This is a genomic window from Streptomyces coelicoflavus (assembly GCF_003112555.1).
Classification (GTDB): domain Bacteria; phylum Actinomycetota; class Actinomycetes; order Streptomycetales; family Streptomycetaceae; genus Streptomyces; species Streptomyces coelicoflavus.
Genome location: NZ_BEWB01000012.1, coordinates 317267 through 343615, shown reverse-complemented (window position 1 = coordinate 343615; position 26349 = coordinate 317267). Strand labels below are relative to the sequence as shown.

The 26349-nt window shown below is 70.7% G+C and carries 23 protein-coding genes; 10 read left to right on the top strand and 13 right to left on the bottom strand.

The features are described 5' to 3' along the window. Position 1 precedes the first annotated feature (1 nt). The 4 genes from Sco07f_RS29090 to Sco07f_RS29075 all read right to left on the bottom strand — a co-directional run bounded on the left by Sco07f_RS29090 (position 2) and on the right by Sco07f_RS29075 (position 4723). Positions 2 to 2287 (bottom strand): HelD family protein, encoded by a 2286-nt coding sequence (locus tag Sco07f_RS29090; protein ID WP_108989608.1) that lies wholly within the window; start codon positions 2285 to 2287, stop codon positions 2 to 4. 130 nt (positions 2288 to 2417) lie between these two features. Next, complete coding sequence (locus tag Sco07f_RS29085; protein WP_042821908.1) at positions 2418 to 2732, bottom strand: thioredoxin family protein; 315 nt, start codon at positions 2730 to 2732, stop codon at positions 2418 to 2420. A 14-nt stretch (positions 2733 to 2746) separates the two neighbouring features. Beyond that, entirely contained in the window at positions 2747 to 3145 is a 399-nt protein-coding gene (locus Sco07f_RS29080; protein ID WP_007387920.1) for a MerR family transcriptional regulator, read from the bottom strand. Between the two features lie 177 nt (positions 3146 to 3322). Continuing rightward, positions 3323 to 4723 carry a cation:dicarboxylate symporter family transporter gene (locus Sco07f_RS29075; RefSeq protein WP_108989607.1) on the bottom strand — a complete coding sequence of 467 codons (1401 nt, stop codon included), beginning with the start codon at positions 4721 to 4723 and terminating at the stop codon, positions 3323 to 3325. Between the two features lie 155 nt (positions 4724 to 4878). On the opposite strand from Sco07f_RS29075, the gene Sco07f_RS29070 reads away from it, so the two are divergent. Continuing rightward, the gene (locus Sco07f_RS29070) at positions 4879 to 6543 is read left to right on the top strand and encodes a sensor histidine kinase (RefSeq protein ID WP_087789502.1); all 1665 of its coding nucleotides are present in this window, start codon (positions 4879 to 4881) and stop codon (positions 6541 to 6543) included. Beyond that, complete coding sequence (locus Sco07f_RS29065) at positions 6540 to 7232, top strand: response regulator (protein ID WP_054098976.1); 693 nt, start codon at positions 6540 to 6542, stop codon at positions 7230 to 7232. The genes Sco07f_RS29070 and Sco07f_RS29065 overlap by 4 nt, the downstream gene beginning before the upstream one ends. Before the next feature lie 21 nt (positions 7233 to 7253). Here the strand turns inward: Sco07f_RS29065 and Sco07f_RS29060 are convergent, their stop codons facing one another. Continuing rightward, positions 7254 to 7793: a hypothetical protein gene (locus tag Sco07f_RS29060; RefSeq protein ID WP_108989606.1), complete on the bottom strand. Its 540-nt coding sequence runs from the start codon at positions 7791 to 7793 to the stop codon at positions 7254 to 7256. Between the two features lie 170 nt (positions 7794 to 7963). Here Sco07f_RS29060 and Sco07f_RS29055 point away from each other — a divergent pair, with 170 nt between their 5' ends. The 4 genes from Sco07f_RS29055 (at position 7964) to Sco07f_RS29040 (ending at position 11964) form a co-directional block, all read left to right on the top strand. Continuing rightward, the gene (locus Sco07f_RS29055; protein WP_174855426.1) at positions 7964 to 9340 is read left to right on the top strand and encodes an extracellular solute-binding protein; all 1377 of its coding nucleotides are present in this window, start codon (positions 7964 to 7966) and stop codon (positions 9338 to 9340) included. Then, a complete protein-coding gene (locus Sco07f_RS29050; RefSeq protein ID WP_007387934.1) occupies positions 9337 to 10278 on the top strand; it encodes a carbohydrate ABC transporter permease in 942 nt (313 codons plus the stop codon). The genes Sco07f_RS29055 and Sco07f_RS29050 overlap by 4 nt, the downstream gene beginning before the upstream one ends. A 1-nt stretch (position 10279) precedes the next feature. After that, positions 10280 to 11146 (top strand): carbohydrate ABC transporter permease, encoded by an 867-nt coding sequence (locus tag Sco07f_RS29045; RefSeq protein ID WP_108989605.1) that lies wholly within the window; start codon positions 10280 to 10282, stop codon positions 11144 to 11146. A gap of 104 nt (positions 11147 to 11250) precedes the next feature. Then, on the top strand, positions 11251 to 11964 hold the full coding sequence (locus Sco07f_RS29040; protein ID WP_007387936.1) for a helix-turn-helix domain-containing protein: 714 nt from the start codon (positions 11251 to 11253) through the stop codon (positions 11962 to 11964). Between the two features lie 19 nt (positions 11965 to 11983). Here the strand turns inward: Sco07f_RS29040 and Sco07f_RS29035 are convergent, their stop codons facing one another. Next, positions 11984 to 13009: an ATP-dependent 6-phosphofructokinase gene (locus tag Sco07f_RS29035; protein ID WP_007387923.1), complete on the bottom strand. Its 1026-nt coding sequence runs from the start codon at positions 13007 to 13009 to the stop codon at positions 11984 to 11986. A gap of 225 nt (positions 13010 to 13234) precedes the next feature. Between Sco07f_RS29035 and pta the strand changes: the two genes are divergently transcribed. The 3 genes from pta to pyk all read left to right on the top strand — a co-directional run bounded on the left by pta (position 13235) and on the right by pyk (position 18050). Continuing rightward, the gene (gene pta / locus Sco07f_RS29030; RefSeq protein WP_108989604.1) at positions 13235 to 15328 is read left to right on the top strand and encodes a phosphate acetyltransferase; all 2094 of its coding nucleotides are present in this window, start codon (positions 13235 to 13237) and stop codon (positions 15326 to 15328) included. Then, positions 15325 to 16545, top strand: coding sequence for an acetate kinase (locus tag Sco07f_RS29025; protein ID WP_007387938.1), 1221 nt, complete (start codon positions 15325 to 15327; stop codon positions 16543 to 16545). Before pta ends, Sco07f_RS29025 begins: the two co-directional genes overlap by 4 nt. A gap of 74 nt (positions 16546 to 16619) precedes the next feature. Beyond that, entirely contained in the window at positions 16620 to 18050 is a 1431-nt protein-coding gene (pyk, locus tag Sco07f_RS29020; protein WP_007387939.1) for a pyruvate kinase, read from the top strand. 83 nt (positions 18051 to 18133) lie between these two features. Here the strand turns inward: pyk and Sco07f_RS29015 are convergent, their stop codons facing one another. The 4 genes from Sco07f_RS29015 to Sco07f_RS28995 all read right to left on the bottom strand — a co-directional run bounded on the left by Sco07f_RS29015 (position 18134) and on the right by Sco07f_RS28995 (position 22554). Next, positions 18134 to 19534, bottom strand: coding sequence for a hypothetical protein (locus tag Sco07f_RS29015; protein WP_108989603.1), 1401 nt, complete (start codon positions 19532 to 19534; stop codon positions 18134 to 18136). Then, the gene (locus tag Sco07f_RS29010; RefSeq protein WP_054098981.1) at positions 19524 to 20171 is read right to left on the bottom strand and encodes a DUF6114 domain-containing protein; all 648 of its coding nucleotides are present in this window, start codon (positions 20169 to 20171) and stop codon (positions 19524 to 19526) included. The genes Sco07f_RS29015 and Sco07f_RS29010 overlap by 11 nt, the downstream gene beginning before the upstream one ends. Positions 20172 to 20288: 117 nt before the next feature. Next, positions 20289 to 20921: a DUF6230 family protein gene (locus Sco07f_RS29005; RefSeq protein WP_108989602.1), complete on the bottom strand. Its 633-nt coding sequence runs from the start codon at positions 20919 to 20921 to the stop codon at positions 20289 to 20291. Between the two features lie 655 nt (positions 20922 to 21576). Continuing rightward, positions 21577 to 22554, bottom strand: a complete 978-nt coding sequence (locus Sco07f_RS28995; protein ID WP_164143290.1) for a tetratricopeptide repeat protein — start codon at positions 22552 to 22554, stop codon at positions 21577 to 21579. A gap of 285 nt (positions 22555 to 22839) precedes the next feature. Here Sco07f_RS28995 and Sco07f_RS28990 point away from each other — a divergent pair, with 285 nt between their 5' ends. Then, entirely contained in the window at positions 22840 to 23475 is a 636-nt protein-coding gene (locus Sco07f_RS28990) for a TetR/AcrR family transcriptional regulator (protein WP_087789509.1), read from the top strand. A gap of 107 nt (positions 23476 to 23582) precedes the next feature. Here the strand turns inward: Sco07f_RS28990 and icmA are convergent, their stop codons facing one another. The 3 genes from icmA to Sco07f_RS28975 all read right to left on the bottom strand — a co-directional run bounded on the left by icmA (position 23583) and on the right by Sco07f_RS28975 (position 26327). Then, positions 23583 to 25283, bottom strand: a complete 1701-nt coding sequence (icmA, locus tag Sco07f_RS28985; protein WP_108989601.1) for a coenzyme B12-dependent isobutyryl-CoA mutase large subunit — start codon at positions 25281 to 25283, stop codon at positions 23583 to 23585. A gap of 93 nt (positions 25284 to 25376) precedes the next feature. After that, positions 25377 to 25718: a DUF3817 domain-containing protein gene (locus Sco07f_RS28980; RefSeq protein WP_007444735.1), complete on the bottom strand. Its 342-nt coding sequence runs from the start codon at positions 25716 to 25718 to the stop codon at positions 25377 to 25379. A gap of 99 nt (positions 25719 to 25817) precedes the next feature. Next, entirely contained in the window at positions 25818 to 26327 is a 510-nt protein-coding gene (locus Sco07f_RS28975; RefSeq protein ID WP_007444734.1) for a MarR family winged helix-turn-helix transcriptional regulator, read from the bottom strand. Positions 26328 to 26349: the final 22 nt, after the last annotated feature.

Here is a 26349-nt window from a genome sequence, read left to right as displayed (position 1 = left end):
GTCAGCCCGCGTCGCCCTCGTCACTCACGTCGGCGAGCCCCTTCGGCAGCGGCTCGCCGTGCACGACGCCGAGCCGCTGGGTGGCGCGGGTGAGGGCGACGTACAGGTCGCTGGTGCCGTAGCGGCCGGGCTCGACGACCAGGACGGAGTCGAACTCCAGGCCCTTGGACTGGCGCGGGTCCAGGAGGACCACGTCGTGCGTGAGGTCCGGCTCGGCGCCCGCCGTCACACCGTCCAGGCGGGCCGCGAGGGCCCGGTGCAGCTCGCGCGGGGCGATGACGGCCAGGCGGCCCTCCTCGGGGGTCAGTTCCCGGGCGGCCTCGGCGACGGCGGCCGGGAGGTCGGCGGCGGCGCGGATCCAGGGGCGTACGCCCGTGGACCGAACCGAACTCGGCGGGTCGAAGGACGGGTCCTCGGCCCGGACCACCGCCGCCGCGAGGTCCATGATCTCGGCGGGGGTGCGGTAGTTGACGCCCAGGCGGGTGTGGTCCCAGCGGTCCTCGACGTACGGCGTGAGGATCTTCGACCAGGAACCGACGCCCGCCGCCTCGGCGGTCTGCGCCGGGTCGCCGACCAGGGTCATCGAGCGGGTGGGGCAGCGCCGCATCAGCAGCCGCCATGCCATCGGGGAAAGCTCTTGAGCCTCGTCCACGATGATGTGCCCGAAGGCCCAGGTGCGGTCGGCCGCGGCGCGTTCGGCGGCGCTGCGGTGGTCGTCCTCCTCCTGGCGTTCGGCGAAGCGTTCGGCGTCGATGACGTCGTGCGCGAGCAGGACCTCCGACTCGTCGTCGTCCTTGTCCTCGAACTCGTAGGTCCGGGACGCGTACGACACGTCGAGGACGCCCTGCGCGTAGGCGATCTGCTCCTCGCGTTCGCGTTCGGCGCGGGAGCGGGCGACCCGGTCGTCCACGCCGAGCAGTTCGGCCGCCTCGTCCAGCAGCGGCACGTCGGCGACGGTCCAGCGCCGGGTGACCGGGCGGCGGACGGCGGCGGCGTCATCGGCGGGGAGGAAGGCCTCGGGGGCGGCGAGGAAGTCGGCGACCAGGCGGGCCGGGGCGAGCCGGGGCCAGAGCTGGTCGATCGCCGACCAGACCTCGGGGTTCTCGGCGAGCTCGTCGCGGATCTGGGTGATGTCGCTGGGGTCGAGGAGGTTGCTGCCGTCGTAGGGGTCGGTGCCGATGCGCTCGGCCACCATGTCGGTGAGGGTGTTGAGGATGTGGCCCTCGAAGTGCTCGCGGGCCGCGTTGTGCGGGAGCTTCGCGGCGCGGGTGCGCTCGCGGGCGACGTTCACGAGGTCGTCGTCCAGCATGAGGATCTCGCGGTCGTGCTCGATCGCGATGACCGGGTCGGGCAGCGCCTGCCGGTCGCGGACCACCTCGGCGAGCACGTCGGCCATGTCGGCCCGGCCCTTCACGGCCGCCGCCTCCGGGGTGTCCGTCGCCGTGGCCTTCACGCCGGGGAACAGCTCGCCGACGGTGGCGAGGAGGACGCCGGTCTCGCCGAGCGAGGGCAGCACCTCGCCGATGTAGCCGAGGAAGGCCGGGTTCGGGCCGACGATGAGGACGGCGCGCTTGGCGAGCAGTTCGCGGTGCTCGTAGAGGAGGTAGGCGGCGCGGTGCAGGGCGACGGCGGTCTTGCCGGTGCCGGGGCCGCCCTCGACGACGAGGACGCCGCGGTGCGGGGCGCGGATGATGCGGTCCTGGTCGGCCTGGATGGTCTGCACGATGTCGCCCATGCGGCCGGTGCGCGCGGAGTTCAGCGCGGCGAGCAGCACGGCGTCGCCGGAGGGGTCCTCGTGACCGGTGCGGGTCTCGTCGCCGAGGTCGAGGATCTCGTCGTGCAGCGCGGTGACCGTGCGGCCCTCGCTGGTGATGTGCCGGCGGCGGCGCAGCCCCATCGGGGTGTGGCCGGTGGCCAGGTAGAAGGGGCGGGCGACACCGGCCCGCCAGTCGATGAGCACGGGGGTGCGTTCGGCGTCGTCGGCGCGCAGCCCGATACGGCCGATGTGGTGGCCCTCCCCGGAGGTGAGGTCGACCCGGCCGAAGCAGAGGGAGCCGTCCACCGCGTTGAGCGCGGCGAGCAGCCCCGAGCGCTCGGCGACCAGGATGTCCCGCTCCAGGCGGGCCTGCTGGGGGGTGTTGCCCTGCGCGAGCGCGTCCGTCACCGAGTCCTCGGTGTCGCCGCGCAGCGCGTCCACGCGCGCGTACAGCCCGTCGATGAATTCCTGCTCGTGCCGCAATTCATCGTCCGGAAATTCGGTGTTTGACAATTCCACTCCCGGCCGCATATACTGTGCCTACTGAACTTCTTTGCGACCTCATTCTTGCGAAGTCACAAAGCATCGAATATACGCAGAGAAATCCCCCGAGCGCAATTGCTCGGGGGATTTTTCGTGCGTCATCCGTGCCCCGGACCGGTCAGACGACGTCGGCCAGTTCCTCCAGGAGCCGCCGCTTGGGCCGGGAGCCGACCATCGACTTCACCGGCTCGCCCCCGCGGAACACCATGAACGTCGGCATCGACAGCACCTTGTACGCGTTCGTGGTCAGCGGGTTCCGGTCCACGTTCAGCTGCACCACCCGCAGCCGGTCGCCCTCCTCCTCGGCCACGGCGCCGAGCACGGGCGCCATCTGCCGGCACGGCGGGCACCAGTCGGCGGTGAACTCCACCAGCACGGGGAGGTCGGAGCCGATCACCTCCGCCGCGAAATCCTCGTCCGTCACCTCGGGCACCCCGGCGATCGTCGTCATGCGTGTCCTCCCAGTTCGCACTTGGGCTCCGGACCCCCCGGAACCGCCGCCTCGGCCCGCGCCAGCTGCGCGGCGACCTGCCCGCGCACCGACGTGAGCTGCTCGATCAGCGTGTCCAGCTCCGCCAGCTTGTGCCGGTAGACCACCAGGGACGCCGGGCACGAGTCGCCCTCGGGGTGCCCGGCGCGCAGGCACTCCACGAAGGGGCGGGTCTCCTCCAGGTCGAACCCGAAGTCCTGGAGGGTCCTGATCTGCCGCAGCAGCTTCAGGTCCTCCTCGTCGTAGGTCCGGTAGCCGTTGTCGCCCCGCCGCGCGGGCAGCAGACCCCGCGACTCGTAGTACCGCAGCGTCCGCGTGGTGGTCCCGGCCCGTGCGGCCAGCTCGCCGATTCGCATGGGGACGAACGTAAGCCTTGACCCGGACGTCAAGGCAAGGAGCACCGCGATGCCGGCGGTCCCGCGAAGGCAGAAGCCCCGCGCCGGGGGAGGCGCGGGGCTTCTTCGGGGGACCGGGCGGCTGAGCAACGGGGGGAGCACCTCAGCCGCCCGGCGTGTGCGGGCGTCGTACGGGCGTCAGGCCCTCGCCAGCTCCTTCTCGCCGCCCTGCTCGGGCAGGTCCGGGGTGTCCTCGGCGTCGCCGCCGCCGGTGCCGTGGCCGTCGTCGAGGAGGGTCTTCTCGTCGAACGGGATCCGGCCGGCGAGGACGTCGTTCACCCGGTCCTTGTCGATCTCCTTGGTCCAGGTGCCGATCAGGACGGTGGCCACCGCGTTGCCACCGAAGTTGGTCAGGGCGCGGGCCTCGCTCATGAACCGGTCGATGCCGACGATCAGGCCGATGCCGTCCACCAGGGCGGGCTTGTGCGAGGACAGACCGCCGGCCAGCGTGGCGAGACCGGCGCCGGAGACACCGGCGGCGCCCTTGGAGGCCACCAGCAGGAAGAGCAGCAGCGGGATCTGCTCACCGATCGACATCGGCGTACCCATGGCGTCGGAGATGAACAGCGAGGCCATGGTCATGTAGATCATGGTGCCGTCGAGGTTGAACGAGTAGCCGGTCGGGACGGTGATGCCGACCACCGGCTTGCTGATGCCCAGGTGCTCCATCTTCGCGATGAGGCGCGGCAGCGCCGACTCCGAGGAGGAGGTGGACAGGATCAGCAGGAACTCGCGGCCCAGGTACTTGAAGAGCGAGAGGACGTTGATCCCGGAGACGAGGCGCAGCACCGTGCCGAGGACCACGAAGAGGAAGATGACGCAGGTCGCGTAGAAGCCGAGCATCAGCACGGCCAGGCTCTTGAGGGCGTCGACGCCGGCCGAGCCGGTGACGGCGGCGATCGCGCCGAAGGCGCCGACCGGGGCCGCCCACATGATCATCGCCAGGACGCGGAAGACCAGCCGCTGGATGTGCTCGATGCCGCGCAGGACGGGCTGGCCGGCGTTGCCCATGGCCTGGAGGGCGAAGCCGCAGAGCAGGGCGATCAGCAGGGTCTGGAGCACCTCGCCCGCGGTGAACGCCGAGACGATCGTGGTCGGGATGATGCCCATCAGGAAGTCGACGGTGCCCTTGGCCTCCGCGTCGACCTGGGCCTGGCCGGTCTCCTTGATGGCGTCGGTGACCGCGAGGCCCGTGCCCGGGTCGAGGATGTTGCCGACGATCAGGCCGATGGCGAGTGCCACCAGGGACATCACGAAGAAGTAGACCAGCGCGATGCCGCCGACCGCGCCGACCTTCGCGGCCTTGCGGACCGAGCCGATGCCCAGCACGATCGTGCAGAAGATGATCGGGGAGATCATCATCTTGATCAGGTTCACGAAGCCGGTGCCGAGCGGCTTCAGCTCGGTCGCGAAGTCCGGGGCGATCAGACCGACCGCGATGCCGAGGGCGACCGCGATGATCACCGCGATGTAGAGATAGTGCGTGCGGTCCCGCTTGGCTTTGGGTGCGGCAGGTGCGGTAGCGGCGTTGCTGGTCACGGCTGCCCTCCTTGACGACGTCGTCGGTACTCACCGGCGTGCGGCTCACGTCCGGGGGTTTGTATCGGGGATGCGGTGACTATCTCCCGGCATGTGAGCGCGGTCACCCTTGCGTTCATTTAGTTCACAATCCGGCCAGGGGGGAGACTGGCGGCATGCACCTCCGCGTCCCGAGACCCCGCCCACGCAGTCTGGCCGGGCAGCTCTTCGCCATGCAGGCCGTCCTCATAGCGGTCGTCGTGGTCGGGTACGCGCTGTTCACCTACCTCAGCGACCGGGGGCAGGCGGAGGAGGCCGCCGGACGCCAGGCCAGGGCCGTGTCGCTGGCGATCGCGGACTCGCCGTCCGTGGCGGAGGCGATCCGCACCCCGGACCCGACGGACCGCCTCCAGCCGTACGCGGTGCGGGTCATGGAGGACACGGACGTGGACTTCGTGACGATCATGGATCCGGAGGGCATCCGCTGGACCCACCCCGACCCGAAGCAAATCGGCCATCCCTTCCAGGGCCACATCGAGCGTGCGCAGCGGGGCCAGACCTTCACCGAGACCTACACGGGCACGCTCGGCCCCTCGGTCCGGGCGGTCACACCGATCACGGACGACGGCCGGATCGTCGGCCTGGTCAGCGCGGGGATCAAGGTCGAGGAGATCAGCAAGCGGGCCCAGGAGCAGCTCACGGCGCTGTCCGGGGTGGCGGCCGGGGCGCTGCTGCTCGGCGCGGTCGGGACGTACGTGATCAACGCGCGGCTGCGCCGGCACACCCACGGCATGAACGCGGACCAGCTGAGCCGGATGCACGACTACCATCAGGCGGCGCTGCACGCGGTGCGGGAGGGGCTGCTGATGCTCGACGGGCAGTACCGCGTCGCGCTCATCAACGACGGCGGACGGGAGCTGCTCGGCGTGCACGGTGACGTGGTCGGTGCCTCGGTGGCGGACCTCGGGCTGCCGTCGCAGCTGACCGGGGCGCTGCTGGCGTCGGAGCAGCGGGTGGACGAGGTGCACCTGGCGGCGGACCGGGTGCTGGTGGTGAACACCTCGCCGGTCTCCGGCGGTGAGCGCCGGGGCACGGTGGTGACGCTGCGGGACGTGACCGAGTTGCAGTCGCTGACGGGCGAGCTGAACTCGGAGCGCGGGTTCACGCAGGCGCTGCGCTCCCAGGCGCACGAGGCGGCGAACCGGCTGCACACGGTCGTGTCGCTGATCGAGCTGGGGCGGGCGGAGGAGGCCGTGGAGTTCGCGACGGCGGAACTGGAACTGGCGCAGGCGCTCACCGACCAGGTGGTGGCGGCGGTGAGCGAGCCGGTGCTCGCGGCGCTGCTGCTGGGCAAGACGGCGCAGGCCAACGAGCGGGGAGTGGAGCTGGTGGTGTCCCAGGACAGCCGACTGGACGACGGACTGCTGCCGCCGTCGCTGCCCGCCCGGGACCTGGTGACGATCCTGGGCAACCTGGTGGACAACGCGGTGGACGCGGCGCAGGGCGCGGTGCCGTCGCGGGTGACGGTGGCGGCGTACACGGAGGGTGCCGGCGCCGGTGGCTCCGAGCTGGTCCTGCGCGTGTCGGACACCGGCGCCGGGGTCGATCCCGCCCACGCGGACCTGGTCTTCGAGCGGGGCTTCTCGACCAAGCCGGCCGGAGAGGGCGGCCGCGGCCTGGGCCTCGCGCTGGTCCGGCAGGCGGTACGGCGGCACGGCGGCTCCCTGACCGTGACGGAGGCGGAGGGCGGCGGCGCCCGCTTCGAGGCGCGGCTGCCGCTGGGCGACGGGGCGGCGCCGGCCGCCGCGGGTGCCAGACCGGGCGCCGGGGATGCCGTATGAGCACCGCCGACTCGACACCCATCCGGGTCCTGGTCGTCGAGGACGATCCGGTCGCCGCCGACGCGCACGTGATGTACGTCGGCCGGGTGCCGGGGTTCACGGCGGTCGGCAAGGCCCACACGGGCGCGGAGGCCCGCCGCATGCTCGACCGCACGCCGGTCGACCTGCTCCTGCTCGACCTGCACCTGCCGGACGTGCACGGACTCCAGCTGGCCCGCTCGCTGCGGGCGGCCGGGCACCACACCGACGTGATAGCGGTGACGTCGGCACGGGACCTGACGGTCGTACGGGAGGGGGTCTCCCTGGGCGTCGTCCAGTACGTCCTGAAGCCCTTCACCTTCGCCACCCTGCGCGACCGCCTGGTGCGCTACGCGGAGTTCCGGGGCGCCGCCGGGGAGGCCAGCGGCCAGGACGAGGTCGACCGCGCCCTGGCCACCCTGCGCGCCCCCGGCCCGGCGGCCCTGCCCAAGGGCCTGAGCGGACCGACCCTCGAGCGGGTCACGGGCGCCCTGCGCGGCGCGGAGGAGGGCCTCACGGCCGCCGGGGTCGCCGAGGCGGTGGGCATCTCCCGCATCACGGCCCGGCGCTACCTGGAGCACCTGGTGGACGCGGGCCGGGCGGGCCGGAGCCCCCAGTACGGGCAGGTGGGGCGGCCGGAGCTGGTGTACCGGTGGGTGCGGGGGCGGTGAGCCGCACACCGCAGGGACCGCTCAAGCCGCCTTCGCGTACCAGACGATCTGTGAGCCAAGTCCCGCCAGGACGAGCGCCTCCAGGACCGAGAGCCCGATGAGCAGTCCACCGGCGTCCCCGTTCGACCAGAAGACGATCAGAGCCGCCAGCGGTACGACACAGAAGGCGGTCAGGTCGATGACGGTCTGGACCGCCTTGCGGGACCGGCGCCGCGTGTCCCTCCGGTGGTACGCCTCCCATCCGAAGGTCGTGAAACCGCCGCCGCTTCCCGCGAGCTCGGCCAGCCGGGGACCCAGATCGTCCCGGACGTAGAGCCCGATCGCCGAGATCTTCTCGTCGTTGACGAGGTACGTCCACCCCAGGACGACGCACACCGGCGGCAACGCCAGCAGCATCGAGGGCTGCTTCGCCTGCGCCGTGGCGGCGATGACGGCGGCCACGACGGCCAGCGTCACGTAGAGAAGGTTGTCCCGGAACCCGATCCTCGCCTTCTGCTCGCCCTTCACGCTCTCGTACTCGGCGAGCAGCAACTGCCCGACGGTGACGTCTTGTTCCGGCACGCGATCCCCATTCTCCCGGTGGTCATCGACGACTATGCAGGAACCCCGGGTCACCCGCCCCCGGGCTCCCCCGAATCCCCACTCGCAGGGGCATTGACCTGACTAGACCACTCCTCTTACGTTCGCCGAGCAGCCGTCCAGGCCACAGTGTCGTGTGCCCGTAGGAGGTCATGCCCGTGCGCCCCACCGTCCGGTTCACCGCCCTGTTCGCCCTCACCGCGCTCGCCTCCACCAGCCTCGCCGCCTGCGGAAGCGGTTCCGGCAGCGATCCGGACACGGTGAAGGTCTCCTTCAAGCAGTCGACGGACAACTCCGTCAAGGTGATGGACACCTATCTCGGCGACATCAAGAAGCAGTTCGAGAAGGCCAACCCCGGCAAGAAGGTCGAGCTGGTGCCGATCAAGGCGCCGGACTCGGAGTACTACACCAAGCTCCAGCAGATGCTCCGTTCCCCCAAGACCGCCCCCGACCTGGTCTACGAGGACACGTTCCTCATCAACTCGGACATCACCAGCGGGTACCTGAAGCCGCTCGACGAGTACCTGGCCGAGTGGAAGGACTGGGACCAGTTCATCGACACGGCGAAGGCCGCGGCCCGGGGCGAGGACGGCAAGACGTACGGCGTGCCGGACGGGACGGACACGCGGGGGCTGTGGTTCAGCAAGGACGTGTTCGCCAAGGCGGGGCTGCCCGCCGACTGGCAGCCGAAGACCTGGGACGAGGTCCTCGACGCCGCCCGCGCCATCAAGGAGAAGGTCCCCGGCGTCACCCCGATCAACGTCTACACCGGCAAGCCCGCCGGCGAGGCCGCCACCATGCAGGGCTTCGAGATGCTGCTGTACGGGACGGGGGACGGCGGTGCCGATCCGCTGTACGACAAGGGCAGCAAGAAGTGGATCACGGCGGGGCAGGGGTTCAAGGACTCCCTCGCCTTCGTCGAGACCGTGTACAAGGAGAAGCTCGGTCCTGAGGTCTCCGACGCGCTCGACCCCAACTTCGGCACGAAGGTGCGCGGTGAGCTGCTGCCGCAGGGCAAGCTCGGCATCGCGCTCGACGGTTCGTGGCTGCCGCAGGACTGGCTGGAGGGCAGCGGGCACGAGTGGCCCGAGTGGTCGAAGGAGCTGGGGCTCGCCGCCATGCCCACGCAGAACGGGCAGGCGCCGGGGCGGGTGAGCATGTCCGGTGGATGGACCTGGGCCATTCCGGCCAAGGCGGGCAACCCGGACCTCGCGTTCGAGTTCATCAAGACGATGCAGACGAAGGCCAACGCCCAGAAGTGGTACATCGCCAACTCGGGCATCGCGGTCCGCGAGGACGTCGCGAGCGACCCCGCCTACGTCGCGGCCCAGCCCGGCATCAAGTTCTTCACCGACCTGGTCGCCGACACCCACTACCGGCCCGCCTACCCCGCGTACCCGAAGGTGTCCGTCGCCATCCAGGAGGCGATGGAGGGCGTGACGACCGGTGACAAGTCGGTCGAGGAGGCGGCACGCGACTACGACGAGGCGCTCAAGGAGGCCACCGACAACCAGGTGGTGAGCAAGTGACGGCCACCGCGCCGGAGCACGCCGGGCCCAAGGTGCGGAAGGCGCCCGCGCCTCCGGCCTCGGGCACCCGGCCCGGCAGCGTCCGCCGCTCCCTGTTCCGCGCGCTGCCCGTCTCCCCCGCCGTCGTCCTGCTGCTGCTCTTCCTCGCCGGTCCGATCGTCTACTGCGTCGTCATCGCCTTCACCGACCTCCAGCTCACCGGACAGGCCGAGGAGTCCTTCGTCGGCTTCGACAACTTCACCCGCGCCTTCCGGGACGAGGCGTTCCTCAACGCCGTATGGCTGACCCTGGTGTTCACCGTGCTGTCCTCGCTGATCGGGCAGAACACCCTGGGGCTCGCGCTGGCCTCGCTGATGCAGCGGGCGTCGAAGCCGGTCCGGACGCTCACCGGTGGCATCGTTGTCACGGCCTGGGTGCTGCCGGAGGTGGTGGCGGGCTTCCTGCTCTACGCCTTCTTCAAGCGCGAGGGCACCCTGAACGCCATCCTGGACTGGCTCCACCTGCCCTCCCAGAACTGGCTGTTCACGCTGCCGATCCTGGCGGTGTCCTTCGCCAACGTGTGGCGGGGCACGGCGTTCTCGATGCTGGTGTACTCGGCCGCGCTGAACGAGATCCCCAAGGAGGTCACCGAGGCCGCCGAGGTGGACGGCGCGAGCGGCTGGCGCCGGATGTGGCACATCACGCTGCCGATGATCCGGCGTTCCATCGGCACCAACCTGATGCTCAACACCTTGCAGACGCTGTCGGTCTTCGGGCTGATCTGGGTGATGACGCGGGGCGGGCCGAGCGGCAAGAGCCAGACGCTGCCGCTGTTCATGTACGAGCAGGCCTTCCAGAACAGCCTGATCGGGTACGGCACGGCGGTGGCGCTGCTGCTGTTGCTGATCGGCTCGCTGTTCTCGGTCGTGTACCTGCGTCTGCTGCGGACGGAGGTCTGACATGGCATCCACGGTCACGTCCCGTACGGCCCGCCACGCTCCCGCCGCCCGACGCAACCGGCGCCGCACCGCCGCCGACGCCGGGCTGCTGGTCGTGGCCGCGGCCTTCGTGCTGCCGCTGGCCTGGGTGGTGCTGTCCGCCCTCGACCCGCACGCGAGTCTGCGGGTCAAGGTCCCCGACGGGGTGACGCTGGAGAACTTCGACGCGATCCTCACCCCGGAGATCACCTTCACCCCGCTGCTCAACAGCCTGATCCTGTGCGGCGGGGCGACGCTGCTGACGGTGGTGTGCGCGGCGCTCGCGGCGTATCCGCTCTCCCGTTTCCGGTCGCGGCTGAACCGGCCGTTCCTGCTGACGATCCTGTTCGCGACCAGTCTCCCCATCACGGCGATCATGGTGCCCGTCTACGCGTTGTTCGTACGCGTGAACATGATCGACACCATGCAGGGGACGATCTTCTTCTTCGCCGCCTCGCAACTGCCCTTCGCGATCTGGCTGATGAAGAACTTCATGGACGGGGTGCCGAAGGAACTGGAGGAGGCGGCGTGGACGGACGGGGCGTCGTCGTTCCAGTCGCTGCTGCGGATCGTGCTGCCGCTGATGGGACCGGGCATGGCGGTGGTGACGGTGTTCTCGTTCGTGATGATGTGGGGGAACTTCTTCGTCCCCTTCATGCTGCTGCTCTCCCCGGACCAGATGCCCGCCTCGGTCAGCATCAACGACTTCTTCGGCAACCGGGGCATGGTGGCGTACGGGCAGCTGGCGGCGTTCTCGATCGTCTACTCCACGCCGGTCGTGCTGCTGTACGTGCTGATCTCCCGGCGGCTGGGCGGGGGCTTCGCGCTGGGCGGGGCGGTCAAGGGGTGAGGGCTCCAGGAGGGGCGCGCGGCAGCCCGGTCGCGCCCGTACGTTCCTACAATACGTATCGCTGGCCGAACAGCCCGTAGTCAGCACTGCCCCGGACCTCTACGGTGTGGCGCGTGCGCCGACCCTCACCTCACCCGGGCCATTCGGGCCCCCCGTTCAACGCCCTCGCCGCCCGCCGGCTGCGTGCCGCCCTCAACATGGGGCCCGAGCACGTCGCCCACGGCATACGGGTCTCGTACGGCCTGCCGTACGTCACCCCCGACCACGTCATCGCCTGGGAGCGGGGGACGGTCTCCCCCGAGGGCCCGGAGCTGACCGCGCTCGCGGGGGTGCTGTGGTGCTCGCCCGGTGAGCTGATCGGGCGGCCGCAGTCGCTGCGCGAGCACCGCGTCGCCCGCGGTCTGGCGCCGGAGGACGTGGCCCGTGCGGTCGGGCTCGGGCTCTCCGCGTATCAGCGGATGGAGGATGCGGACGACTGGCGCGGCACCGACCGGCAGTCGGCCCAGCTCGCCGACGTGCTCGGGCTGACGCTGCCCGACTTCGTGACCGTCACCGGGCGCGAGGAGAAGCTGGCCGATCTGCTGACGAGCGCGGTGACCACCCGCTGGCAGGGGTGCGTGCGCCCGATCGCCAAGCTGGCGCCGCTGGACCGGCGCGTCCTGGAGAACGTCCTCCAGGTGCTGCACCAGGACTACCAGGGGCGGATGACCGCCACCCTCAGCTGGGGCGGCGGCTCGGCCGACTCCAGCGCCGGGGGCCGGGACTTCCTCGACCGGATCGTGGACCACTTCTGGTCGGCGGTCGAGAAGCACCCGTAGAGCCGCACCGTCGTGAGGGCTAGAAGACCGACTCCGCCTCGTCCATCCGGTCCTTGGGCACCGTCTTCAGCTCGGTGACGGCCTCGGCCAGCGGCACCATCACCACGTCCGTGCCGCGCAGCGCCGTCATCCGGCCGAAGTCGCCCCGGTGCGCGGCCTCCACCGCGTGCCAGCCGAAGCGGGTGGCGAGGACACGGTCGTACGCGGTGGGCACGCCGCCGCGCTGGACGTGGCCGAGGATGACCGGCTTGGCCTCCTTGCCGAGGCGGCGCTCCAGCTCGAAGGCGAGCGCGGTGCCGATGCCCTGGAAGCGCTCGTGGCCGAACTTGTCGATCGCGCCCTTGCCGTAGTCCATGGAGCCCTCGGCGGGGTGGGCGCCCTCGGCGACGCAGACGACGGCGAACTTCTTGCCGCGGGAGAAGCGCTCCTCGACCATCTTGACCAGGTCGGCGGGGTCGAAGGGGCGCTCGGGCAGGCAGATGCCGTGGGCGCCGGCGGCCATGCCGGACTCCAGGGCGATCCAGCCGGCGTGCCGGCCCATGACCTCGACGACCATCACGCGCTGGTGGGACTCGGCGGTGGTCTTGAGGCGGTCCATCGCCTCGGTGGCGACACCGACCGCCGTGTCGAAGCCGAAGGTGCGGTCGGTGGAGGAGATGTCGTTGTCGATGGTCTTCGGCACGCCGACGACCGGGAGGCCGGCGTCGGACAGCATCCGGGCGGCCGTGAGGGTGCCCTCGCCGCCGATCGGGATGAGGGCGTCGATGCCGAAGTTCTGGATCATGTCGCCGGCGTTCTCGCAGGCCTCGCGGAGCCGGTCGCGCTCGAGGCGGGAGGAGCCGAGGATGGTGCCGCCGCGGGCGAGGATGCCGCTGACCGCATTGAGGTCGAGGCTGCGGTAGCGGCCGTCCAGCAGGCCCGCGTAGCCGTCCTCGAAGCCGATGACCTCGTCGCCGTAGTTGTCGACCGCTCGGTGCACGACCGACCGGATCACTGCGTTCAGGCCGGGGCAGTCGCCGCCTGCGGTGAGTACGCCGATACGCATCGTGCTGTGTCTCCTGCTCGCTGTTGACACCGGTGAGCCGGTCCAATTGTTCCACGGCCCGGACGGCGGTGGACGACCGACGGACGACCGACGGACGGCGGTGGACGCTGACGGGCGCCGTAACGGTCGCCAGAGGTACGGTCAAGAGGGTTCCGCAGCCCGAGGAAACGCTCATCCCGAGACGCTCATCCCGAGACGCTCAGCCCTACGAAACGGAGAGCACGCGTGACGCGCAGCGTGTACGTGACCGGTATCGACCGCGGCGACGGCCGCCAGGTCGTCGAGCTGGGGGTGATGGAGCTGCTCACCCGGCAGGTCGACCGGGTCGGCGTGTTCCGTCCCCTGGTGCACGACGGACCCGACCGGCTCTTCGAGCTGCTGCGCGCCCGCTACCGGCTCGCGCAGGACCCGGCGACGGTCTACGGCATGGACTACCAGGAGGCCTCCCTCCTCCAGGCCGAGCAGGGCGTGGACGAGCTGGTGTCCGAGCTGGTCGACCGGTTCCACCTGGTGGCGCGGGACTACGACGTCGTCCTCGTCCTCGGCACCGACTACGCCGACACCCAGTTCCCCGACGAGCTGTCGCTGAACGCACGGCTCGCGAACGAGTTCGGCGCCTCGGTCCTTCCCGTCGTCGGGGGCCGCAAGCAGACCGCGGAGTCGGTGCTGGCGGAGACCCACAACGCCTTCCGCGCCTACGACGGGCTCGGCTGCGACGTGCTGGCCATGGTGACCAACCGGGTCGCGCGCGAGGACCGGGACGAGATCGCCGAGCGGCTGGAGCACCGGCTGCCGGTGCCGTGCTGGGTGGTGCCGGACGCGCCCGCGCTGTCCGCGCCGACGGTCTCCCAGATCGCGCACGCCCTGGGCGCCCGGGTGGTGCTCGGGGACGACTCCGGGCTCGCCCGCGACGCGCTGGACTTCGTCTTCGGCGGGGCGATGCTGCCCAACCTGCTGACCGCGCTGACCCCTGGCTGCCTGGTCATCACGCCCGGCGACCGGGCCGACCTGGTGATCGGCACGCTGGCCGCGCACAGCGCCGGCACCCCGCCGATAGCCGGGGTCCTGCTGACCCTGAACGAGGTGCCCGGCGAGGGCATCCTCACCCTCGCGAACCGGCTGGCCCCGGGCACCCCGGTGCTCTCGGTGACCGGCAACAGCTTCCCCACCGCCGAGCGGCTGTTCTCCCTGGAGGGCAAACTGAGCGCGGCCTCCCCGCGCAAGGCGGAGACCGCCCTCGGCCTCTTCGAGCGGTACGTCGACACCGCCGAGCTGAACCAGCGGGTCTCGGCGCCCAGCAGCGACCGCGTCACGCCGATGATGTTCGAGCACAAGCTGCTCGAGCAGGCCCGTTCCGACCTGCGCCGGGTGGTCCTGCCGGAGGGCACCGAGGAGCGGGTGCTGCACGCGGCGGAGGTGCTGCTGCGGCGCGGGGTGTGCGAGCTGACCCTTCTCGGCCCCGTCGAGCAGATCCGCAAGAAGGCCGCCGACCTGGGCATCGACCTCGGCGGCGCCGAGCTGATCGACCCGGCCGCCAGCGAGCTGCGGGACTCCTTCGCCGAGAAGTACGCCGCGCTGCGCGCCCACAAGGGCGTGACCGTGGAGCTGGCGTACGACGTGGTCTCCGACGTGAACTACTTCGGCACGCTGATGGTGCAGGAAGGGTTCGCCGACGGCATGGTGTCGGGGTCGGTGCACTCGACGGCGGCGACCATCCGCCCGGCCTTCGAGATCATCAAGACCAAGCCGGACGCCGCGATCGTCTCCTCCGTCTTCTTCATGTGCCTGGCCGACAAGGTGCTGGTCTACGGCGACTGCGCGGTCAACCCGGACCCGGACGCGGAGCAGCTCGCCGACATCGCCGCCCAGTCCGCGTCGACGGCGGCGCGGTTCGGGGTGGAGCCGCGAATCGCCATGCTGTCGTACTCGACCGGCACCTCCGGTTCCGGCGCGGACGTCGACAAGGTGCGCGAGGCCACCGAGCTGGTCCGCTCGCGCCGCCCGGACCTCAGCATCGAGGGCCCGATCCAGTACGACGCGGCGGTCGAGCCGTCGGTGGCCGCGACCAAGCTGCCCGGTTCGGCGGTCGCCGGGCAGGCCAGCGTGCTGATCTTCCCCGACCTGAACACCGGCAACAACACGTACAAGGCGGTGCAGCGCTCGGCCGGTGCCGTCGCGGTCGGCCCGGTGCTCCAGGGCCTGCGCAAGCCGGTCAACGACCTGTCCCGGGGCGCGCTCGTGCAGGACATCGTGAACACCGTCGCCATCACGGCGATCCAGGCCCAGCAGTCCCCCAGTGAGAAGGCGTCCGACCAGTGAGCGGCTCCCGTGTCCTCGTTCTCAACTCCGGCTCGTCGTCGGTGAAGTACCAGCTGCTCGACATGCGCGACGGCGGCCGGCTGGCGATGGGCCTCGTCGAGCGGATCGGCGAGTCCGGCTCCCGGCTCAAGCACTCCCCGGCAGACGGGGAGAGCCGCGAGTGGAACGGGTCGGTGCCCGACCACGACGCCGCGCTGAAGGCCATGGCGGCCGAGCTGGACCGGGACGGCCTGGGTCTCGGCTCCCCCGAGCTGGCCGCGATCGGGCACCGGGTGGTCCACGGCGGTCTGCGCTTCACCGAGCCGACGGTGGTCGACGACGCCGTGCTCGCCGAGATCGAACGGCTCATCCCGGTGGCCCCGCTGCACAACCCGGCGAACCTCACCGGCATCCGCACCGCGCAGGCGCTGCGCCCGGACCTGCCGCAGGTCGCCGTGTTCGACACCGCCTTCCACACGACGATGCCGGAGTCGGCGGCCCGCTACGCGATCGACGTCGAGACCGCCGACGCGCACCGGGTGCGGCGCTACGGCTTCCACGGCACCTCGCACGCGTACGTCTCCCGCGAGACGGCGAGACTCCTCGGCCGGGCGCCCGAGGACGTGAACGTGATCGTGCTGCACCTGGGCAACGGGGCGTCCGCCTCGGCCGTGCGGGGCGGGCGGTGCGTGGACACCTCCATGGGGCTGACGCCTTTGGAGGGGCTCGTGATGGGTACGCGCTCGGGAGACACGGACCCGGCCGTCATCTTCCATTTGATGCGCGTTGGCGGAATGTCCGCTGACGAGATCGACACTCTTCTCAACAAGAGGAGCGGTCTGATCGGGCTGTGCGGCGACAACGACATGCGGGAGATCCGCCGCCGTGTCGACGCCGGCGACGAGCGGGCCGGGCTGGCCTTCGACATCTACATTCACCGGCTCAAGAAGTACATCGGCGCCTATTACGCCGTTCTCGGACGGGTGGACGCCGTGGCGTTCACGGCCGGGGTCGGGGAGAACTCGGCGCCGGTGCGCGAGGCGGCCGTGGCGGGCCTGGAGGGGCTCGGCCTGGCGGTGGACGGCGGGCTGAACGCCGTACGCGGCGACGGGGCGCGGCTGATCTCGCCCGCGGACGCGCGGGTGGCGGTGGCGGTGGTACCGACGGACGAGGAAATGGAGATCGCTGCACAGACCTACGCGCTGGTAAATGATTCGGGGAATCAGAATCTCACCTGAGCGGCATCCCGCCCTTTTGTATTTTCCGCCAGACGGAATATTCCGCGCCGAAACAAACCGATAGGATGGCACCCATGCGCCGTTCGAAAATCGTCTGTACTCTCGGCCCCGCGGTCGACTCCCACGAGCAGCTCGTCACGCTGATCGAAGCCGGCATGAACGTGGCCCGCTTCAACTTCAGCCACGGCACCCACGCCGAGCACCAGGGGCGTTACGACCGGGTGCGGGCCGCCGCCAAGGAGACCGGCAGGGCCATCGGCGTCCTGGCCGACCTTCAGGGCCCGAAGATCCGCCTGGAGACCTTCGCGGAGGGCCCCGTCGAGCTGGTGCGCGGTGACGAGTTCACCATCACCACCGAGGACGTCCCGGGCGACCGGACGATCTGCGGCACGACCTACAAGGGCCTGCCCGGTGACGTCACCAAGGGCGACCAGGTGCTCATCAACGACGGCAACGTCGAGCTGAAGGTCACCGAGGTCGAGGGCCCCCGGGTGAAGACGATCGTCATCGAGGGCGGCGTCATCTCCGACCACAAGGGCATCAACCTGCCCGGTGCGGCCGTGAACGTCCCCGCGCTGAGCGAGAAGGACATCGAGGACCTCCGCTTCGCGCTGCGCATGGGCTGCGACCTGGTCGCCCTCTCCTTCGTCCGGGACGCCAAGGACGTCGCCGACGTGCACCGCGTCATGGACGAGGAGGGCCGCCGCGTCCCGGTGGTCGCCAAGGTGGAGAAGCCGCAGGCGGTCGAGAACATGGAGGACGTCGTGCTGGCGTTCGACGGCGTGATGGTCGCCCGTGGCGACCTGGCCGTCGAGTACCCGCTCGAGAAGGTCCCCATGGTGCAGAAGCGCCTGATCGAGCTGTGCCGGCGCAACGCCAAGCCGGTGATCGTGGCGACCCAGATGATGGAGTCGATGATCACCAACTCCCGTCCGACCCGCGCCGAGGCCTCCGACGTGGCCAACGCGATCCTGGACGGCGCCGACGCGGTCATGCTGTCCGCCGAGTCGAGCGTGGGCGCGTACCCGATCGAGACCGTCAAGACGATGTCGAAGATCGTCACCGCCGCCGAGCAGGAGCTGCTCTCCAAGGGTCTCCAGCCGCTGGTGCCGGGCAAGAAGCCGCGCACCCAGGGTGGTTCGGTGGCCCGTGCCGCCGCCGAGATCGCCGACTTCCTGGGCGGCAAGGGCCTGGTGGCCTTCACCCAGTCCGGCGACACCGCCCGCCGGCTCTCGCGCTACCGCGCCTGCCAGCCGATCCTCGCCTTCACCACCGACGAGTCCACCCGCAACCAGCTGGCGCTCAGCTGGGGCGTGGAGCCGCACGTGGTCCCGTTCGTGAACAGCACGGACGAGATGGTGGACCTGGTGGACCAGGAGACGATGCGCCTGGGCCGGTTCAACGACGGCGACATCGTCGTGATCACCGCCGGCTCGCCCCCCGGCGTGCCCGGCACCACCAACATGGTCCGCGTGCACCACCTGGGCGAAACGCGCCGCGGCTGACCGCCGCCTCCCCGTCTCCCCGTCGTACGCACCGAGGGCGCCCCCTGTCGCAGGGGGCGCCCTCGTGCGTGGTGCGGGCCCGCTCAGTCGGTCGTGTACTGGTGCAGTCCCGGGATGTGCAGCGTGCCGCCGAACTGGCCGGCCTGGACGACCGTCACCTTGGTGAAGTAGATGAGCGGGATGTCCAGCGGTGGCGGGTGCTCCGGGTCGAAGGTGATCGGGATCAGCCCGAGCAGGTTGCCCGAGATGCTCTCGGTGTACATCACCGTGTCGCCGTCGCGGATCGTGGACGTGGAGCCCTCGGCCGCCTGCACGTGGTAGGTCTTGCCGGCCTGCTTGTCCTTCACCGTCTGGTGCAGGTCGCCGATGTCGGTGCCGTTGGAGATGACGTACTTCAGCACCTTCTTGGTGGTGCCGTTGGCCGTCTTCACCTGGACGACGCCCTCGTAGGAGGCACCCTTCAGCAGCAGCGAGCTGGCGTTGAGGTACCACGGGTCGTCGGGCAGCGGCACCTTGTTGTCGACGCCGCCCTCCTCGTCGGTGGCGACCGGGCAGTCGTCGACGCTCGTGCCGCTGCTCTCGGAGGCGCTGGGGGTGGGCGTGGCGGTGGCCGCGTCCTCCTTCGCCTTCTCCGCGTCCTCCTTCGCCTTCTTGGCCGCCTCCTTGGCCGCCTCGGCCGCCTTGTCCACCGACTCCTCGGTGTCCTCGGCCGCCTTCGACGCCGTGTCGGTCGCGCCCTCGACGGTGTCCTTCGCGGCGCCGGTGACCTCGTCGGCGGTGTCCTTCAGCGCACCGGACCCGCCGGAGGCGCTCTCGGACGCCGAGGGGGTCGGTGTGGGGCTCGGGCTCTCCTCGCTCTTCTTGCCGCCGGTGAAGATGTCCTCGAGGGTGTCGCCGAGGCCCTCCAGCAGACCGCCCTTGGACTCCGACTCGGAGGGGGACGGCTCGGCGGTCGAACCGGACGCCTCCTGGCTCTGCGACGCGGAGGGGCCCGGGTCGGGTGCGGCCTGCTCGTCCTTGGCGCCCTTGTCGTCGGAACCTGAATCCGACGAAGAGGAGCCGCCCTGGTCCGAACCGGCGTCCGCGCCCGTGTCCTTGCCGGAGTCCCCGGTGGAGGCCGAGGGGCCGGGCTCCGCCGCGTCGTCCTTGCCGTCCTCGACCTTGTCACTCGCCGAGGGCGAGGGGGTGGGCGACTCGGACGGGTCCTTCTCGGCGTCCTCCAGGGCCGCCACGCAGTCCTTGTACTCGTCGGCCGTCAGGCTGTTGGCGGGCGGCGACGCGTCGTTGCCGTCGGCGAGGGCGAGCGTCGGCGTGAACCCCATCCCCATGAGCACGGCCGTCGGCATCGCCGCGATGGCTATCGCCTTGCCGGCCGGCATGTGGAACCTGGTGAACAACGGCTTCTTGGGTGCCGCGTGGCGCGGCCCGGTTCTCACACGGGACGACTCCACGTCAGTCCCGCGGGTCACCTCGTCAGCCGGCACTGTGCCTCCCGTTCGCCCCGTTGGCCGGGCTCGTTCCTGACAGATCGTGCGCCCCCGGTGCCGCGAAGGCCTGGGAGGGTTCCCCGTCGTCCATCCCGCCCCGCGGCCCCGGCACAGCGGGGCCGGGCTCCTGGGCCCCGGGCTTCCGGAAGCCGGGGAACTCGGTGTCGTCGGCCGCGGGGACCGCACCCCGGGGCGCGTCGTCCGTGCCCTTGTCCTCCAGCGGCGGCTCGGCCTGCGGCGGCTCGCCCGGCACCCAGGACACGGCCATGGCCCCGCCGACCAGGGAGAACAGGAAGCCGATGAGGAATCCGCCGAGGTTGGACACCGGGATGGACACCAGCGCCAGCAGGATCGCCGCGACGCCCGCGAAGACCCTGACGTGCTTCTGGAACCACAGGCTGACGCCGAGAACGACCAGCAGTACGCCGATGATCAGGGACCCGGCACCGGCGGTGGTGGACATCGCCAGGGTCAGGTGACCGATCTGGAGGTTCGCGTACGGGAAGTAGGCGATGGGAAGTCCGCCGAGTGCGACGAACAGGCCGGCCCAGAACGGCCGCGCGCCTCGCCAGGCACGGAACTGCAGCCTCCGGCGGGTGAACTGGCCGGCAGCGGCAGGAGTCTCGGCGCTCATGGAAATAGCTCCCTGGTACGGCTTTTGCTGTGGTGGAGATGTGGGCCGCACGTGAAGGCGCGGCCGGAGAGTGGACGGGCGGGGGCGCCGTCGGCTCCCCCGCCCGTCAAGGAGTGCTTAGTAGCACTCCTTGACACCCTTGGACAGCGACATCTTCAGACCGCTGAGCTTGAAGGTTCCGGCGGTGGTCGCCCACGCCGTCTGCTTCACACCGGTCAGCGTGGCCGAGTCGGCCTGCTGCGAGAACCCGTAGGGGTTGGTGGTGTCGCCCTTCTTGATGCCGGGACCCTTGTTGGCGTCCTTGGCGGCCACACCGATGTCGATGCCGCGGAACGTGGCATCGGCCTCGAGGTTCTCGACGTCGATGTACAGGTTCTTCGCCTTGACCGGGGTGTCGCCACCGCCGGCCTTCAGCATGAGGCTGACCGAGCCGATCAGCGGGATGTCCGGGGTGACCACGGACTGGCACATGTTCGTGATCTGCGCCGAGTCGAACGCCGAGACCGCGACGGGGTGAGCCGTCTTCTCGCCCTTCAGCGTGTAACCCGAGTCGATCGCGCCGTACTGCATAAAGCCCGTGCCGTCGAGCCGGTCCGCCGTCACCTTGAACGACTGACCCGACACGCTGAACGACGCGGCGAGAGCGCCCTGCGCGAGCGCGACGCCTATCGCTGCCGTGGCGGCGACGCTGGGCACCATGACCACAGCGAACCGCTTCCATCTGGTCCCGCCACGCACCTGGGACTCCATATTTCCTCCTTCTCGGACGTACATCTCCTGGCCTCGGCCGGCCCCCGGTCCGGCGGCTCGGTCTGGCAGGGATGGGAGAAGTGCTACGTCCTCGGGAAGGAGAGCGCCTGTCCTCGGCGGCACGTACAACGCGCCCGAACAACCGGCGATCACCCCCGAGCGACAACCACTGGTCGCGCCTGACACGCATCACGCACAACCCTGCTGGACAGGCTTCGCCGGATGAGCGAAGACCCCCCTGCCCAAGGGCCGGCATCACTGCCGCCGACCCTGCTCGGTGGGGACCCAGGAACCCCCGCCACCCGACCGGCTGTCGGGGTACGGGAATGGACCGAGCGTCGCCGATCGTGGTGCATTCTCGCCGTCGGCACAAGGGGGTTCGTTACTGGCTAGTAGCGGGCGTGTGGCCGCGGGACGACGCACCGGGCCCGAACGGCGACGCTGGGTGCGCCTTGAGGGCGGAACAAAACTATTGATCGATGGACAGAGTCCGACAGATCGACGCCCTCGACTTACTGGCAGTAACAGCGGCCGCGATTACCAAGTTTTGGTAAAGCGCGGCCGCAGTGACGCCTCTTCGACAGCTCCTTCACACGCGCAACACGTCGATGGCGTTTAGAACGCCTCGCATGCCGCCCGCGCCGACCGGAACCGGCTAGAACAGTGCGCGGGCAAGCGCCCGGCGCGCCGCGGCCACCCGCGGGTCCTCGGCACCGACCACCTCGAACAGCTCGAGCAGCCGCAGCCGTACGGCGTCCCGGTCGTCGCCCGCCGTGACGCGCACCGTGTCGATGAGGCGCCCGAAGGCGTCCTCCACGTGACCGCCCACCAGGTCGAGGTCGGCGGCGGCGATCTGCGCCTGGGCATCGCCCGGCCTGTCGGCCGCGTCCCGACGCACCTTCTGCGGATCGGCGTCCTGCACCCGCTGGAGCAACTCGGCCTGCGCCAGGCCCAGTTTGGCCTCCGCGTTGCCCGGCTCCTCGGCCAGCACGTTCTTGTAGGCCTGGACGGCACCGCCCAGGTCGCCCGCGTCCATCGCCTGCACGGCGGCGTCGAGGGCCGCGTCGTGCGGACCGGCGGGGCGCTCGGGGGCGGCGGGCCGCTCGGCGCCCGGCTCCGCCTCGGGGTCGACGACCAGACCGGTCAGGCCGAAGCGCTCCTCGCCGACCTGCACCAGCTGGTCCAGGGTCTGCCGGATCTGCGTCTCGCTCGCGGCCCCCTGGAAGAGCGGCAGCGCCTGTCCGGCGACGACCGCGAACACGGCCGGGATGCCCTGGACGCCGAACTGCTGCATCAGCATCTGGTTGGCGTCGACGTCGATCTTGGCGAGGAGGAAGCGCCCGTTGTACTCGACGGCGAGGCGCTCCAGGACCGGGCTCAACTGCTTGCAGGGCTCGCACCACTCGGCCCAGAAGTCGATGACGACCGGGACCTCGGTGGACCGTTGCAGGACCTCGCTCTCGAACCCGGCCTCGTCGACGTCGATGACGAGGTCGGCCGGGGAGACGGCGCCCGCGCCGCCGGTCCGGGCCGCCTCGGCGCGCGCCTGCTCCGCCTTCGCCTTGGCCTCCTGGGCCTGCTTCACCGCGGCGAGGTCGACGACCCCGCTCATGGACATGTTCCGTGGCTGCATGGGTCTATCCTCCCCCGTACGGCGCGCGCGTGTGAAAACCGGGTCGAAAGCCCGCCCGGATGTGTGCTGTTCGGCTTGTGCGCTGCCCTGCTTGTGCGCTGCCCTGCTTGTGTACTGCTCGGCGCCGGGTCCCCACCCCACGCCCGTGGTCGTCGCTGGGGCGCGGGCGGACCCGCGCTTTCGCTACGCGTCGTAGCGTAATGCCAGGAGGGCCGGTCGCAACACCCCGCCCCGGTGATCTGTCTCACGGCGGAGCGCGTGTTACCCGCCGGTTAAGGTCGGGACATGCAGAGCAGCAGCCCCGCCGGCCGTGCCGGACGCCCGCGCAGTGCCGCGGCGGACACCGCGATCCTGGCCGCGACGCGGGCCGCCCTGGTCGACCTCGGCTGGTCGAAGCTCACCCTGGGAGACGTCGCCACGCGGGCCGGGGTTGCCAAGACGACGCTCTACCGCCGCTGGGCGGGCAAGAACGAGCTGGTCGTGGACGCGGTGGCGGAGCTCTTCGACGAGCTCGAACTGCCCGACCGCGGCTCGCTCGCCGCGGACATCGAGGGCGTGGTGCTCCAGTTCGCGGCGATCCTGGCGCGTCCGGAGGCCAGGAGCGGCCTGATGGCGGTGGTCGCGGAGTCCACGCGGGACGAGGCGCTGCGCGAGCGCATCCGCACGTCGATCGTCGAGCGGCAGAAGCGCCTGGTGCTGGAGGGCAGGGCGCGGGCCCAGGCCCGGGGCGAACTCCCGCCGGAGCCGGACACCACGGAGGCGGCCCGCACGGCGGACCTGATCTTCGACATGGTCGCGGGAGCGGTGGTGCACCGCACCCTGGTCAGCGCGGAGACCGCGAACGGGGACTGGGTGCGCAGCTTCACCCAGGTCCTGCTGTGGGGCCTCACCTCCCGCCCGACCGAACCGGACGACGGCTGACGCCTGACGGGTGACCTCTTGGCCGACCGAGTCGGGTGGTGGGTGGGCACAGGCCGGGGGTCCAGGGGGCGGAGCCCCCTGGAGACGCCCACCGGAACACCCGGCGCCTAGAACCCCGCGGGCTCCGTGTACACCCCCCACTCCTCGCGGAGCACCCCGCAGATCTCCCCGAGCGTCGCCTCCGCGCGCACCGCGTCCAGCATCGGCTCGATCATGTTGCCGCCCGACCGCGCCGCCGCCAGCATCGCGTCCAGCGCGCCCCGCACGGCCGCGTCGTCGCGGGCCGCCTTCCGCTCGCCCAGCACCCGCACCTGCTCGCGCTCGACCTCGTGGCTGACCCGCAGGATCTCGAGGTCGCCGGTGACGGAGCCGGTGTGGACGTTGACGCCGACGACCCTCTTGTCGTCCTTCTCCAAGGACTGCTGGTAGCGGAAGGCCGACTCGGCGATCTCTCCGGTGAAGAAGCCGTCCTCGATGCCGCGCAGCAGACCGGAGGTGATCGGGCCGACGGGGTGCTGCCCGTCGGGGTGGGCGCGCAGCCCCCGCTCCTTGATCTGCTCGAAGATCTTCTCCGCGTCGGCCTCGATGCGGTCGGTCAGCTGCTCGACGAACCAGGAACCGCCCAGCGGGTCGGCGACGTTGGCGACGCCGGTCTCCTCCATCAGCACCTGCTGGGTGCGCAGGGCGATCTCCGCGGCCTGCTCGCTGGGCAGCGCGAGGGTCTCGTCGAGCGCGTTGGTGTGCAGGGAGTTGGTCCCTCCGAGCACGGCCGACAGCGCCTCGACGGCGGTCCGCACGACGTTGTTGTACGGCTGCTGCGCGGTGAGCGAGACACCGGCGGTCTGGGTGTGGAACCGCAGCCACTGCGCCTTGTCGGTCTGCGCCCCGTACACGTCGCGCATCCAGCGGGCCCAGATCCTGCGCGCCGCGCGGAACTTGGCGATCTCCTCGAAGAAGTCGAGGTGCGCGTCGAAGAAGAAGGAGAGGCCGGGTGCGAACACGTCGACGTCCAGACCGCGGCTGAGCCCCAGCTCCACGTACCCGAAGCCGTCGGCGAGCGTGTACGCCAGCTCCTGCGCGGCCGTCGCGCCCGCCTCGCGGATGTGGTACCCGGAGACCGACAGCGGCTTGTAGGCGGGGATGCCGGCCGCGCAGTACTCCATCAGGTCGCCGATGAGCCGCAGGTGCGGCTCGGGCTGGAAGAGCCACTCCTTCTGGGCGATGTACTCCTTGAAGATGTCGGTCTGGAGCGTGCCGTTGAGCACACCCGCGTCGACGCCCTGCCGCTCGGCGGCGACCAGGTACATGCAGAACACGGGCACGGCGGGCCCGCTGATCGTCATGGAGGTCGTCACGTCCCCGAGCGGGATGTCCTTGAACAGGACCTCCATGTCGGCGGCCGAGTCGATGGCCACCCCGCAGTGCCCGACCTCACCGAGCGAACGCGGGTCGTCGGAGTCGCGGCCCATCAGCGTCGGCATGTCGAACGCGACGGACAGACCGCCTCCTCCGTTGCGGAGGATCATCTTGTAGCGCTCGTTGGTCTGCTCGGCGTTGCCGAACCCGGCGAACTGCCGGATGGTCCACGTGCGCCCCCGGTATCCGGTCGGATACAGGCCGCGGGTGAAGGGGTACTCGCCCGGCCAGCCGATCCGCTCGAAGCCCTCGTACTCGTCCCCCGGCCGGGGCCCGTACACCGGCTCCACAGGGTCGCCGGAGAGCGTGGTGAAGTCCGCGTCGCGCTTGCGCGCCGCGTCGTACCGGGCCTGCCACCGAAGGCGGCCCTCTTCTATGGCATGAGCGTCCATACCCTCGAATTTACTAGGACGTCCAAGTAAATGTCGATGGGCTACCGCCGTACGGGTGTCCGCACGGCGGTGGAACGGCTCCCGAGGACCCGGTTACGCCTTGACGGGGGCGGGCGTCTCGGTGGCGGCGACCTTCGCGTCCAGCTCCCGGCTGATCCGTCGCTCCACGAAGAAGGCGGCCGTCGGAACGGTCCCGGCGAGCAGCACCCACAGCTGCTTCTTCACCGGCCACTTCGCCTTGGAGCCGAGGTCGAAGGCGAAGACCAGGTAGATCACGTACAGCCAGCCGTGGGCGATGCTGACGACCTGGGTGAAGTCGGCGGCGCCGCCGAGATCCAGCACGTACTTGGCGATCATGCCAAGGCACAGCGCGATCAGCAGCACACCGGTGACGTACGCCATGACCCGGTAGCGGGTCAGCACGCTCTTTTTCATGGCTACGAGCGTAACCGCCCGTTTCGCGCGATCTTCGGCCGGGTCGGACGACTCGCCGGGCCCGCCCGGCGGCCGTCGCACGGCTCCCGGACCCGCCGCTCAGTCCTCCGCGAAGTCCCCCGCGGCGACCCGCAGGGGCCGGAGCATCGCGAAGATCTCGCCGCACTCCTCGGCGTCGTACGCGCCCAGGCCGAAGTCCATCGCCATCAGGTCGCGGGTGGCCGCCTCGACGACCTCGCGGCCCTTGTCGGTGATGGTGGCCAGGGTGCCGCGGCCGTCGTTGGGGTTGGGGCGCTTGGCGACCAGACCGGAGCGCACCAGGCGGTCGACGGTGTTCGTCACGGAGGTGGGGTGCACCATCAGGCGCTCGCCGATCTTGGACATCGGCAGTTCGCCCGACTTGGAGAAGGTGAGCAGCACCAGCGCCTCGTACCGCGCGAAGGTCAGCCCGTACGGCTTGACCACGGCGTCGACCTCGCCCAGCAGGATCTGCTGGGCCCGCATGATCGAGGTGATCGCCGCCATGGAGGGCACACCGCCCCAGCGCTGTGCCCAGAGTTCGTCGGCTCGGGCGATGGGATCGAAGGAGAGACTGAGGGGCTTCGGCACGGCAACAGACCTTACCGGCCGG